Source organism: Duffyella sp. Ts4 (genome assembly GCF_051851875.1).
Lineage (GTDB): Bacteria > Pseudomonadota > Gammaproteobacteria > Enterobacterales > Enterobacteriaceae > Duffyella > Duffyella gerundensis.
On the sequence record NZ_JBLYPN010000016.1, the window covers coordinates 42,391 to 55,023 of the forward strand.

Annotated in this window: 10 protein-coding genes; 6 read left to right on the forward strand and 4 right to left on the reverse strand. The window is 54.3% G+C overall.

What is annotated here, in order from left to right:
• Positions 1-119: 119 nt before the first annotated feature.
• Positions 120-2,111: a transketolase gene (gene tkt / locus ACJY2L_RS17590; protein ID WP_439213815.1), complete on the reverse strand. Its 1,992-nt coding sequence runs from the start codon at positions 2,109-2,111 to the stop codon at positions 120-122.
• 284 nt (positions 2,112-2,395) lie between these two features.
• On the opposite strand from tkt, the gene ACJY2L_RS17595 reads away from it, so the two are divergent.
• The gene (locus tag ACJY2L_RS17595; RefSeq protein ID WP_067433488.1) at positions 2,396-3,151 is read left to right on the forward strand and encodes a M48 family metallopeptidase; all 756 of its coding nucleotides are present in this window, start codon (positions 2,396-2,398) and stop codon (positions 3,149-3,151) included.
• A gap of 40 nt (positions 3,152-3,191) precedes the next feature.
• Here ACJY2L_RS17595 and ACJY2L_RS17600 read toward each other — a convergent pair whose 3' ends face one another.
• The 3 genes from ACJY2L_RS17600 to speA form a co-directional block, all read right to left on the reverse strand.
• Positions 3,192-3,587, reverse strand: a complete 396-nt coding sequence (locus tag ACJY2L_RS17600; protein ID WP_187486879.1) for a YidB family protein — start codon at positions 3,585-3,587, stop codon at positions 3,192-3,194.
• Between the two features lie 54 nt (positions 3,588-3,641).
• On the reverse strand, positions 3,642-4,562 hold the full coding sequence (gene speB, locus ACJY2L_RS17605; protein WP_439213813.1) for an agmatinase: 921 nt from the start codon (positions 4,560-4,562) through the stop codon (positions 3,642-3,644).
• A 137-nt stretch (positions 4,563-4,699) separates the two neighbouring features.
• Entirely contained in the window at positions 4,700-6,676 is a 1,977-nt protein-coding gene (speA, locus tag ACJY2L_RS17610) for a biosynthetic arginine decarboxylase (protein ID WP_067433497.1), read from the reverse strand.
• Between the two features lie 646 nt (positions 6,677-7,322).
• On the opposite strand from speA, the gene metK reads away from it, so the two are divergent.
• The 5 genes from metK to rsmE all read left to right on the forward strand — a co-directional run bounded on the left by metK (position 7,323) and on the right by rsmE (position 12,566).
• The gene (gene metK, locus ACJY2L_RS17615) at positions 7,323-8,474 is read left to right on the forward strand and encodes a methionine adenosyltransferase (protein ID WP_439213812.1); all 1,152 of its coding nucleotides are present in this window, start codon (positions 7,323-7,325) and stop codon (positions 8,472-8,474) included.
• A 497-nt stretch (positions 8,475-8,971) separates the two neighbouring features.
• Positions 8,972-10,369 carry a sugar porter family MFS transporter gene (locus ACJY2L_RS17620; RefSeq protein ID WP_439213811.1) on the forward strand — a complete coding sequence of 466 codons (1,398 nt, stop codon included), beginning with the start codon at positions 8,972-8,974 and terminating at the stop codon, positions 10,367-10,369.
• 81 nt (positions 10,370-10,450) lie between these two features.
• The gene (locus ACJY2L_RS17625; RefSeq protein ID WP_439213809.1) at positions 10,451-10,963 is read left to right on the forward strand and encodes a SprT family zinc-dependent metalloprotease; all 513 of its coding nucleotides are present in this window, start codon (positions 10,451-10,453) and stop codon (positions 10,961-10,963) included.
• 46 nt (positions 10,964-11,009) lie between these two features.
• Positions 11,010-11,714: a deoxyribonuclease I gene (gene endA, locus ACJY2L_RS17630; protein WP_067433507.1), complete on the forward strand. Its 705-nt coding sequence runs from the start codon at positions 11,010-11,012 to the stop codon at positions 11,712-11,714.
• A 120-nt stretch (positions 11,715-11,834) separates the two neighbouring features.
• On the forward strand, positions 11,835-12,566 hold the full coding sequence (gene rsmE, locus ACJY2L_RS17635; protein ID WP_067433511.1) for a 16S rRNA (uracil(1498)-N(3))-methyltransferase: 732 nt from the start codon (positions 11,835-11,837) through the stop codon (positions 12,564-12,566).
• Positions 12,567-12,633 lie beyond the last annotated feature (67 nt).

Below are 12,633 nucleotides of genomic sequence, written 5' to 3' on the forward strand. Positions count from 1 at the left end.
CAGCAAAATTCTGGCTGCTGAATGCGCATCAAACAGATCATCGTCAGTGAGAACAAACCGCAATAAAAAAGGGGACGATATGCTCGTCCCCTTTCTGCAGGCAAAGTGATTAAACGCGATTACAGCAGCGCTTTCGCTTTTGCCACCACGTTATCAACCGTAAAGCCAAACAGCTCGAACAGCTGCTCGGCCGGTGCGGATTCACCAAAGCTGGTCATGCCGACGATAGCGCCATTCAGGCCGGTGTATTTGTACCAGTAATCGGCAATGCCCGCTTCGATGGCGACGCGTGCGCTGACCGCTTTCGGCAGCACCGATTCGCGATAGGCTTCATCCTGCTTGTCGAACGCATCGGTAGACGGCATGGAAACCACGCGCACCTTGCGGCCTTCGGCGGTCAGCGTGTTGTACGCACCTACCGCCAGTTCCACTTCAGAACCGGTTGCGATCAGAATCAGCTCAGGCTGGCCATCGCAATCCTTCAGCACATAGGCGCCGCGCGCCACGTTGGCCAGCTGCTCGGCTGTACGATCCTGCTGGGCAAGGTTCTGACGCGAGAAGATCAGCGCGGTTGGGCCATCCTGACGCTCGATGGCATATTTCCATGCCACGGCAGATTCAACCTGATCGCAGGGACGCCACAGGCTCATGTTTGGCGTAGTACGCAGGCTGGCCATCTGCTCAACCGGCTGATGCGTTGGGCCGTCTTCACCCAGGCCGATGGAATCATGGGTATACACCATGATCTGACGGATTTTCATCAGTGCAGCCATACGCGCCGCGTTACGGGCATATTCCACAAACATCAGGAAGGTTGCGGTGTACGGCAGGAAGCCGCCGTGCAGCGCAATGCCGTTGGCGATAGCGGTCATACCGAATTCGCGCACGCCGTAATGAATGTAGTTACCGGCAGTATCGTCGTTGATTGGCTTTGAGCCAGACCAGATGGTCAGGTTGCTCGGGGCCAGATCCGCAGAACCGCCCAGATATTCCGGCAGAATCTTACCGAAGGCTTCGATGGCGTTTTGCGACGCTTTACGGCTGGCGATTTTGGCCGGATTTGCCTGCAGTTGCTCAATAAACTTCTGCGATTCCTGCTGCCAGTTAGCGGGCAACTGGTTGGTTGAGCGGCGCTTGAATTCCGCGGCCAGCTCAGGATGCGCCTGCGCATAGGCAGCAAATTTCTCGTTCCAGGCTGACTCTTTCGCCTGGCCCATCTCTTTGGCATCCCACTGGGCGTAGATGTCTTGTGGAATCACGAACGGTGCGTGTTCCCAGCCCAGCTGTTTGCGGGTCAGCGTGATTTCGTCATCGCCCAGCGGCGCGCCGTGGGAATCGTGCGTGCCCGCTTTATTCGGTGAACCAAAGCCGATAACGGTTTTACACATCAGCAGTGATGGCTTATCGCTGACGGTTTTCGCTTCTTCAATCGCGGCTTTAATGGCATCGGCGTTGTGTCCGTCTACGCCCTGCACCACGTGCCAGCCGTAAGCCTCAAAACGTTTCGCGGTATCGTCAGTAAACCAGCCATCAATATGACCATCGATGGAAATGCCGTTGTCATCATAAAATGCCACCAGCTTGCCCAACTTCAGCGTACCGGCCAGTGAACAGACCTCATGGGAAATGCCTTCCATCATGCAGCCATCGCCCATAAACACGTAGGTATTATGGTCAACGATGTCGTGTCCCGGACGGTTGAACTGTGCGGCCAGTGTGCGTTCAGCAATGGCGAAACCCACAGCGTTAGCGATGCCCTGGCCCAGCGGACCGGTGGTGGTTTCAATGCCCGCGGTGTAGCCATATTCCGGGTGGCCTGGCGTTTTAGAGTGCAGCTGACGGAAGTTTTGCAGCTCGTTGATCGGCAGATCGTAGCCAGTGAGGTGCAGCAGGCTGTAGATCAGCATGGAGCCGTGGCCGTTGGAGAGCACAAAGCGATCGCGATCGGCCCACAGAGGATTTACCGGGTTGTGGTTCAGGTAGTCGCGCCATAACACTTCAGCGATATCCGCCATGCCCATCGGGGCGCCCGGATGGCCCGATTTTGCTTTTTGCACAGCATCCATACTCAATGCGCGAACGGCATTGGCCAGCTCTTTACGAGAAGACATGTTTTACTCCAGATCGGATATACGGCTTGGCCACACTTAACCTATTGTAATTAATGGATTATAAGGCAAAGCCAGGGGAAAGATGCCGATCAATGTACATGAAATAAGGGTAGAAAGTACATGGCGTACAATGCGATTTATCATGCGTAATTCGCGCATTCCGCGGCGTGCTGCTGGAAATCTGTGCACACTCCCGTTATAAACAACAGATTCTGCGCTGGCCTCTGTTGCGCAGGCTACTTTACACACGCTTTTTTGCCTTGTTATTGAATGGAAACAATCTGATGAAAATGACCCAACTCGCCGCCACTCTCGGCGTTACCCTGCTGCTAGCCGGCTGCCAGAATTTCGACAGCAATGCGCTGATGCAGTCCGGTGCGCAGGCTTTTCAGGCCGTCACGCTCAACGATCAGCAGGTGAAAACCCTGAGCGATCAGTCGTGCCAGAAAATGGACAGCGAAAATAAGGTAGCGGATGCCAACGATCCGTATCAGCAACGACTGAATAAAATTGCTGCCGCGCTGGGCGACAACATCAACGGCACGCCCGCTAACTACAAGGTTTATCTGACCAAAGACGTCAACGCCTGGGCGATGGCCAACGGCTGTATCCGTGTTTATAGCGGCCTGATGGATTTAATGTCCGACAATGAAGTGACCGCGGTAGTGGGTCATGAGATGGGTCACGTTGCGCTGGGCCATACGCGCAAAGCGATGCAGGTTGCGTACGGCACCACGGCGGCGCGCACCGCGGCGGCTTCAGCGGGCGGCATTGCGGCCACGCTTTCGCAGTCACAGCTGGGTGAAATGGGTGAAAAGCTGGTGAATGCCCAGTTCTCACAGAGCCAGGAATCACAGGCGGATGATTACTCGTTCGATCTGCTGAAAAAACGCGGCATCAGTCAGGAAGGTTTGGTGACCAGCTTTGAGAAGCTGGCAAAACTCGAAGGCGCGCAGCAGAGCAGCAGCATGTTTGACTCGCATCCGTCATCCAGCGCCCGCGCTGAGCACATTCGTCAGCGTATCGCCGCAGGCAAATAAATCAGTGAAACAAAAAGGGGCGCCAGTTGCGCCCCTTTTTCTATTTCAGGAAGCCTTTTAGCAGGCCGCCAACATCACTTTTGCCCGGTGAACTGGTATCCAGCTCGCCTTTCGGCGACAGCTTATCTACCACCATCGGCAGCATTTTTGCCACCGTGGATGCGGCGCTGTGAATATCCGTGCCCAGCTTATCTGCCAGCGATTTCAGACTCTCTTCGCCCAGCGCAGCATGCACTTCTTCGCCGCTCACCGGCTTGTTACCACTGTTGCTCAGCCAGGAGTCAACTACCGACGACAGACCGCCGCTGCGCAGTTTTTCCAGCAGCCGATCCGGCCCACCCTGCTCCTGTACCCATTTCCAGATAGCGAGTAGCTGATTAAACTTCCCGCCCTGAGCACCGCCGAGCGCGCCGCTTAAATCATCAAGTAATCCCATATTTCTCTCCTGCAAGCTTCTGAACAGAGTTAAGTGTAGTCGGCGAAGCGGCTATCAACCTTTATTGACCGCCTGCACGTGCAGCATATCCAGCGCCAGCGTCGCCGCCGCCAGGGCGGTCAGGTCCGACTGGTCGTAACCCGGTGCCACTTCCACCAGATCCATACCCACGATGTTCATGCCCTGCAGGCCACGTACCAGCTTGGTCGCTTTATCGGTGGTCAAACCGCCGATCACCGGCGTGCCGGTACCAGGCGCGTGCGCCGGATCGAGGCAGTCGATGTCAAAGGTCAGGTAAACCGGCAAATCGCCCACAATCTGCTTCACCTGCTGCAGAATATCGTCAACGCTACGGTCATTCACCTGTGCGGCATCCAGCACGGTATAGCCGAGATCTTTATCAAATTCGGTACGAATACCGATCTGCACGGAATGCGCTGGATCGATCAGCCCTTCGCCTGGCGCATGATGGAACATGGTGCCGTGGTCAAACTTAGCGCCGTTGGAATAGGTATCGGTATGCGCATCAAAATGCACCAGTGCCATTTTGCCAAAATGTTTGGCGTGCGCGCGCAGCAGCGGCAGCGTGATGTAGTGATCGCCGCCGAAAGTCAGCATGCGCTTGCCGCTGGCCAGCACTTTTTCTGCGTGCGCCTGCAGTCGGTCGGTGAGATCCTGTGAATCACCAAAGGCGTAAACCAGATCGCCACAGTCCACCACGTTCAGGCGCTCGCGCAGGTTAAAGTTCCACGGCCAGCGGCAGCCTTCCCACGCCAGGTTAGTAGAAATTTGACGGATCGCGCCCGGGCCAAGGCGGCTGCCAGGACGGCCTGAGGTCGCCGCATCAAATGGAATACCGGTAATAACCCACTCCGCATCGCTATCCCACGGGGTAAAGTGAACCGGGAAGCGCATAAACCCAAAGGCGTTGGAAACCAGCGAGTTGTCATATTCATGACCAAGGGTGTTATTCATAACAAATCCTCTGTTTTGCCTGTGCACAGCGGTATCAGGCTAAAAAAATCCCCTCCGCGTCGTTAACCCGACGAGGAAGGGATCGATAACGTTAGTTAACGTCACCAGACAACGTTAACTTTAGGGCAGTAACGCGGTTACTCATCTTCCAGATAGGTGTAACCGTACAGGCCGCTTTCAAACTCCTCAAGGAACTGCGCGCGCAGCTCTTCGTCGAGATCGGTTTGCTTCACCTGATTGCGGAACAGCGTCATCAGCTCTTCCGGATCAAGCTGCACATATTCCAGCATATCGGCAACGGTATCGCCTTCATCAGAGAGCTGCACTTCAACGCTGCCATCCGGGAAGGCAAAGACGTCAACGGCTTCGGTATCGCCAAACAGGTTGTGCATGTTGCCAAGAATTTCCTGATAGGCGCCAACCATAAAGAAACCGAGCATCGGTGGATTTTCCACGTCGTATTGCGGCATCGGCATGGTAGTGGCGATGCCGTCACCGTCAACATAGTGATCGATGGTGCCATCGGAGTCACAGGTGATATCCAGCAATACTGCACGGCGCTCAGGCACCTTATCCAGCCCTTCCAGCGGCAATACCGGGAACAGCTGATCGATACCCCACGCATCCGGCATCGACTGGAACAGCGAGAAGTTGACGTAAATCTTATCCGCCATGCGCTCCTGCAGTTCGTCGATAATCGGACGGTGCGCGCGGTTGCTTGGATCCAGATGCTGCTGAATATAGTGGCAGATGCTCAGATAAAGCTGTTCCGCCCAGGCGCGCTGGCCGAGATCGTAAGTGCCCGCCGAGTAGCCGGTATGGATATCAGAGAGATCCATCTGGCTGTCGTGCAGCCATTCACGCAGTGAACGACGATTGTTTGGCTCGTGCATCTCCAGCCAGGTTTCCCACAGGCTGATGATGGGACGCGGCGCATCAGCTTCTGGCGCCACCGGTGTGCTGAACTCGTTGCGTTCAACGCCGATGATGTTAGAAACCAGCACCGTATGGTGCGCGGTTACCGCACGGCCCGATTCGGTGATCACCGTTGGATGCGGCAGACCATGCTCTTCACAGGCATCGCCAATCGCCCAGATCACGTTGTTGGCATATTCGTTCAGGCCGTAGTTCACCGAACAATCTGACTGTGAGCGCGTACCTTCATAGTCAACGCCCAAGCCGCCGCCAACATCGAAACATTTGATGTTCACCCCCAGCTTGGCCAGCTCAACATAGAAGCGCGCCGACTCGCGCACGCCGGTGGCGATATCGCGGATATTGGACATCTGCGAGCCGAGATGGAAGTGCAGCAGCTGCAGGCTTTCCAGACGATCCGCTTCACGCATGATTCTAACCAGTTCCAGCACCTGCGTCGCCGACAGACCGAACTTCGATTTTTCGCCGCCGCTTGACTGCCACTTACCGGAGCCCTGCGACGCCAGACGCGCACGAATACCGAGGCGCGGCACCACGTTCAGCCGTTCTGCTTCTTCCAGCACCAGCTTCACTTCGGTCATTTTTTCGAGAACCAGATAGACCTTGTGGCCCATTTTCTCGCCAATCAGCGCCAGACGAATATATTCGCGATCTTTGTAGCCGTTACAAACAATCACCGAGCGCGTCATACCGGCATGCGCCAGCACCGCCATCAGCTCAGCTTTAGAACCCGCTTCCAGACCCAGCGGCTCGCCGGAGTTGATCAGCGACTCAATCACGCGTTTGTGCTGGTTAACCTTAATGGGATAAACCAGGAAGTAGTCGCCGGTATAGCCATAGGATTCGCGCGCACGTTTGAATGCGGCATTGATGGAGCGCAGGCGGTGTTGCAGAATTTGTGGAAAACAGAACAGCGCAGGCAGTCGTTGCCCTTCCGCTTCGCGTTCTTTAACCAGCTTCGCCAGATCGACGCGCGCTGAGGGCACATCCGGATCGGGACAAACGCTGATATGACCTAATTCGTTAACGTCATAATAGTTATTTCCCCACCAGGCAATGTTGTATGTGCGCAGCATTTTGCTGGCATCCTGATCGCTCATCGCTACCTCCTGCATGGAGCGGAGTACACCCTGTTCGCCTGCTGACGAACCCTTAATGTTTTTCATGTCGTCAGACATTGCGAACCTCAATATAAGTAGTTACTGATAAAGTGTAAAACACGTCGCCAAACTCCGTGTTACGAATGATAAAAAAGCGTAAGCCATCCCTCAGCAGAGGCTGAGAGGTCCGGAAATCACAAATTTAACCGGCGCTCGTGTCGTGATGATTACCGAATCGATTAAAATTTCGGCTGATTGCGAAGGAAGAGATCAACGGGATGAGGCACTGAAGCACGAAGCCGCGCAGCGAACCGGAAGAGAGAAGAAAAGCCTGGTTCATTACTCGCATCACCTCCACACATACGGTCAGCATGTGGATAAACGGTAAGAGGATGAATATCAGATATCGCGTAACCTTCCCGCGCCTGACTAAGTGCCAACAGAGCAGCGGCGTTTTATACAGCGGATAAGGGTTAAATGCAAAAACAAAATATTGAATTTGCAGCAGATGTCCGAATATTTAATATATCTTTCCCGCCTCACGCGCGATCTAACAAAAAAATTACTGGCAATTCGCCTGAGCTGTAACCTAGAATGGACGTCCAGATGTTAATCCATCTAAACCCTTTTTTGCTGCTCACGGCGTTGCCTGATGGAGCATGCAGATGGCGCAGCCACGCATGCTATGCAGTGCTTTCTAAACCGATTTCTAAGGTACAGATAAATGGCTAAACACCTTTTCACATCCGAGTCCGTATCCGAAGGACATCCCGATAAAATCGCTGACCAGATTTCCGATGCCGTGCTGGATGCGATTCTCGCTCAGGATCCTAAAGCGCGCGTAGCCTGCGAAACCTACGTCAAAACCGGTATGGTGCTGGTTGGTGGTGAAATCACTACCAGCGCATGGGTCGATATCGAAGAGATTACCCGCAATACCGTACGCGATATCGGCTATGTCCATTCCGATATGGGCTTTGATGCGAACTCATGCGCCGTGCTGAACGCCATCGGCAAACAGTCGCCGGATATCAACCAGGGCGTTGACCGCAGCGATCCGCTGCAGCAAGGCGCTGGCGATCAGGGCCTGATGTTTGGTTACGCCACCAACGAAACCGACGTGCTGATGCCTGCACCGGTGACCTATGCGCACCGTTTAGTGCAGCGTCAGGCTGAAGTTCGTAAAAGCGGCGAGCTGTCATGGCTGCGTCCGGATGCGAAAAGCCAGGTGACCTTCCAGTACGCCGACGGCAAAATTGTCGGTATTGATGCGGTCGTGCTCTCCACGCAGCATTCTGAAGAGATTGGTCAGAAAGACCTGCAGGAAGCGGTGATGGAAACCATCATCAAGCCGGTACTGCCTGCTGAATGGCTGAACGCCGACACCAAATATCACATCAACCCAACCGGCCGTTTCGTTATCGGTGGCCCAATGGGCGATTGTGGTCTGACCGGCCGTAAAATCATCGTTGATACCTACGGCGGCATGGCGCGTCACGGCGGCGGTGCTTTCTCCGGCAAGGATCCGTCAAAGGTTGACCGTTCAGCGGCCTACGCGGCCCGCTACGTTGCCAAAAACATCGTTGCTGCCGGCCTTGCAGATCGCTGTGAAATTCAGGTTTCCTACGCTATCGGCGTGGCAGAACCGACCTCCATCATGGTGGAAACCTTTGGCACCGAGAAGATCTCTACCGAGCAGCTGACGCTGCTGGTGCGTGAATTCTTCGACCTGCGCCCTTACGGTCTGATTCAGATGCTGGATCTGCTGCATCCGATCTACCGTGAAACCGCTGCCTACGGTCACTTTGGCCGCGAACATTTCCCATGGGAAAAAACGGACAAAGCAGTGCAGCTGCGTGAAGCTGCTGGCTTCTGATTATCCATTTTATTTCCGACTAAAGCGGGCTCTGGCCCGCTTTTTTTGTTCCTGCGCAACTTTATGCTTATTTTCTGATAGCGATTTTTCTGAAAAATCGTCCCAAATCCTGCCAAAAAACCGCTGATAATCGTGCTTTGACGCCCTGTTTTTTATCCTTCTCATTCACAATTTTCCCTGCCCGCTGAAGCATTTAAATGATAACGATTACAATTTGAAATGCTTTAGTTATCTGTAATTTAAGAATTTCAGGTCGTGGTTTTCGTCATTGAAATGCGCTATTTTCAGCGTCGTCTGATAGCCGATAAACAGAAGGATGTCAGAAACTTAACAACTGCTCTACCTTACTGGTTATTGACCAATTCAGGGTGATAAATGCTGAAAAACAGGGTTTCGGCGTGTGTAACCGATTACACCAGTGTGATCTGTCTCACTTTTTACTCTGCGCGGGTTTTTTAACATTCATAAAAACAATGATAGATACATGTGGAGGCAAAATGCCTGGGAAGACACACAAAAGCAGGACTTCAAATAAGGCAATGACCTTATTTGTCTGCTTTCTTGCCGCACTGGCGGGCTTACTTTTCGGACTCGATATCGGCGTGATCGCCGGTGCGCTGCCGTTTATTGCTAAAGACTTCAACGTCACTGCTCACCAGCAGGAATGGATTGTCAGCTCAATGATGTTCGGCGCGGCGATCGGTGCGATCGGCAGCGGTTGGATGTCTTCGCGTCTGGGACGTAAGAAAAGCCTGATGGCCGGTGCCGTTCTGTTTGTGATCGGCTCGCTCTGGTCAGCGATGGCGCCAAACCCCGATATGCTGATCGTGGCACGCGTGCTGCTGGGTCTGGCGGTGGGTATCGCTTCTTACACCGCGCCGCTTTACCTTTCTGAAATTGCGCCGGAAAAAATTCGCGGCAGCATGATCTCTCTTTATCAGCTGATGATCACCATCGGTATTCTGGGCGCTTATCTCACCGATACCGCGTTCAGCTTCACCGGTAACTGGCGCTGGATGCTGGGCATCATCACTATTCCGGCTCTGTTGCTGCTGGTTGGTGTTTTCTTCCTGCCGAACAGCCCACGCTGGCTGGCAGCGAAAGGCAACTTCCGTGATGCACAGCGCGTGCTGGATCGTCTGCGTGACACCAGCGAACAAGCGAAACGTGAACTGGATGAGATTCGTGAAAGCCTGAAGATCAAACAGAGTGGCTGGAGCCTGTTTAAGTCCAATACCCATTTCCGTCGCGCTGTTTATCTGGGCGTTCTGTTGCAGGTTATGCAGCAGTTCACCGGTATGAACGTCATCATGTATTACGCGCCGAAAATTTTTGAAATCGCTGGCTTTACCAACACCACCGAACAGATGTGGGGCACGGTGATTGTGGGTCTGATCAACGTACTGGCGACCTTTATCGCTATCGGTCTGGTTGACCGTTGGGGCCGCAAGCCTACACTGACGCTGGGCTTCCTGGTGATGGCAGCGGGCATGGGCATTCTGGGTACCATGCTGCACATGGGCATTCACTCCGTTGGCGCGCAGTACTTCGCCATCGCGATGCTGCTGATGTTCATTATCGGTTTTGCCATGAGTGCGGGTCCACTGATTTGGGTACTGTGTTCTGAAATTCAGCCGCTGAAAGGCCGTGATTTCGGTGTTACCGTCTCAACCACCACCAACTGGATCGCGAACATGATTGTCGGCGCCACCTTCCTCACCATGTTGAATACGCTCGGCAACGCGAATACCTTCTGGGTTTACGCGGGTCTGAACCTCTTCTTCATCGTGCTGACGCTGATGCTGATTCCTGAAACCAAAGGCGTTTCGCTGGAGCATATCGAGCGTAACCTGCTCGCCGGTAAGAAACTGCGTGATATCGGTCATCGCGACTGAGAGTAAATTAACGGCGGGACCTCCCGCCGTTTTTCTTTTCACTGATTGCCATCCCCTTTTCTGCGATTTATCCTCCCTGACATGAAACCGATTCGTCTTCCCGTCGCCCTGCAACAGGCCGTGATGCAGTCGTTGCGCACCCATTTGCAGCAGGCTAATCAGGCGCTGAAAACCCACTACCCGGAACCCGCGCTCAATTATCAACAACGCGGCACGGCTGCGGGCACCGCCTGGCTGGAGAGCTGGGAGATTCGCCTCAATCCTGTGCTGTTGCTGGAAAACCAGCAGGCCTTTGTCGACGAAGTGGTGCCGCACGAACTGGCGCATCTGTTGGTATGGAAACATTTTGGCCGCGTACCGCCGCACGGCAAAGAGTGGCGCTGGATGATGGAAACCGTGCTCGGCGTTCCGGCGCGTCGTACTCATCAGTTTGCCGTCGCCTCGGTGCGGCGCAATACCTTTCCCTATCGCTGTCGTTGCCAGCAACATCAGCTAACGGTTCGCCGTCATAATCGCGTGCAACGTGGCGAAACGCAGTATCGTTGCGTGCACTGCGGCGACGTTTTGCAGGCGGAATTATCCGCCAGCAGCTAAATCTGCTACCCTGCGAGCACGCTTAGCTAAAGATAAAATCTGGAATATGCCTCGCAAATTAATCATCGCATCTGCGCTGCTTTTTACTTCTTTCGCCGCACAGAGCCTCAACCTGAATAATTATCATCAGAATAATTTTCAGCAGGCGAAAACCTATGCCGTTGAGATCAACAGCGGCGCGCCCTCTTTCTACTGCGGCTGTAAAATCAGCTGGCAGGGCAAGAAAGGCACGCCCGATCTCGCTTCCTGTGGCTATCAGCCGCGTAAAAACGCTGAACGTGCCAGCCGCATCGAATGGGAACACGTGATGCCAGCCTGGGAGTTTGGTCATCAGCGTCAGTGCTGGCAGGATGGCGGCCGCAAAAACTGCAGCAAAGATGCGGTATACCGCAAAATCGAAAGCGACCTGCATAACCTGCAGCCCGCCATCGGCGAAGTGAACGGCGATCGCGGCAATTTTCCCTACAGCCAGTGGAACGGCAGCGAGCAGCAGTATGGCCGGTGTGAGATGAAGGTAGACTTTAAAAATAAGCAGGCGGAGCCGCCCGCCCGTGCCCGCGGTGCCATCGCACGCACCTACTTTTACATGCGCGACCAGTACAAGCTGCGCCTGTCACGCCCACAAACGCAGCTGTTTGAAGTATGGGATAAACAGTATCCGGTATCGGCGTGGGAATGTGAGCGCGATACGCGCATTGCGCGGGTTCAGGGCAACCATAATCCGTACGTGCAGCGTGCTTGCCAGCGCTAAAATCTCTGCCCTACACTAAGACACCCTTTTACGTCGGGCCTGCGGTTAACGCTGGCCCGGCCTTTCACTTACGTCCTGGCCACGCGTTATAACGCGAGGCTTTTTATTCTCAGGAAGCCCATGCGTATACCCCGCATTTATCACTCAGAACCTCTTCACGTTGGCAGCGAAATCGATCTGGAAGAGGATGCCGCCAACCACGTTGGACGCGTACTGCGCATGAGCGCCGGTCAGCAACTCGAGCTATTTGATGGCACTAATCTGACTTTTTCGGCTGAGATAACGCAAGCGGACAAAAAGCGTGTAAAAGTAAGAGTTGTTAGCAGCAATGCGGATAACCGCGAATCGCCGTTGCATCTGCATCTTGGGCAGGTGATGTCGCGCGGCGAGAAAATGGAGTTCACCATCCAAAAATCCATTGAGCTGGGCGTGAACGTCATTACCCCCTTGTTTTCTGAACGCTGTGGCGTGAAGTTAGACGCTGAGCGGCTGGCAAAGAAGATTCAGCAGTGGCAAAAAATTGCCGTTGCCGCCTGTGAACAATGCGGCCGTAACTGGCTGCCTGAAATTCGCCCGGCGATGACGCTGCAGGCCTGGTGTGCGGAAGCGGACAGCGGGCTAAAGCTTAATCTTCATCCGCGCGCGCAGCACAGCATCAATACGCTGCCGCAGCCGGTAGAACGCGTGCGCCTGCTGATTGGTCCTGAAGGCGGCCTGACCACAGAAGAAATTGCGATGACGGCGGATCAGGGCTTTACTGATATTTTGCTCGGCCCGCGCGTCTTGCGCACCGAAACCACCGCGTTGACGGCCATTACCGCATTGCAGGTTCGATTTGGCGATCTCGGCTAACGTTGCCCCGCGGCGCTAAGTCAGCCTGGCCTGTTTGTGGCATGCTACTGCACAGCTAAACTAAACG

Bases quoted from the DNA above. Each gene is read 5' to 3' on its own strand.
- tkt (WP_439213815.1), bottom strand. From the start codon at position 2,111: ATGTCTTCTCGTAAAGAGCTGGCCAATGCCGTTCGCGCATTGAGTATG.
- speB (WP_439213813.1), bottom strand. From the start codon at position 4,562: ATGAATAACACCCTTGGTCATGAATATGACAACTCGCTGGTTTCCAAC.
- rsmE (WP_067433511.1), top strand. From the start codon at position 11,835: ATGCGTATACCCCGCATTTATCACTCAGAACCTCTTCACGTTGGCAGC.
- ACJY2L_RS17620 (WP_439213811.1), top strand. From the start codon at position 8,972: ATGCCTGGGAAGACACACAAAAGCAGGACTTCAAATAAGGCAATGACC.
- metK (WP_439213812.1), top strand. From the start codon at position 7,323: ATGGCTAAACACCTTTTCACATCCGAGTCCGTATCCGAAGGACATCCC.
- ACJY2L_RS17625 (WP_439213809.1), top strand. From the start codon at position 10,451: ATGAAACCGATTCGTCTTCCCGTCGCCCTGCAACAGGCCGTGATGCAG.
- ACJY2L_RS17595 (WP_067433488.1), top strand. From the start codon at position 2,396: ATGAAAATGACCCAACTCGCCGCCACTCTCGGCGTTACCCTGCTGCTA.
- endA (WP_067433507.1), top strand. From the start codon at position 11,010: ATGCCTCGCAAATTAATCATCGCATCTGCGCTGCTTTTTACTTCTTTC.
- speA (WP_067433497.1), bottom strand. From the start codon at position 6,676: ATGTCTGACGACATGAAAAACATTAAGGGTTCGTCAGCAGGCGAACAG.
- ACJY2L_RS17600 (WP_187486879.1), bottom strand. From the start codon at position 3,587: ATGGGATTACTTGATGATTTAAGCGGCGCGCTCGGCGGTGCTCAGGGC.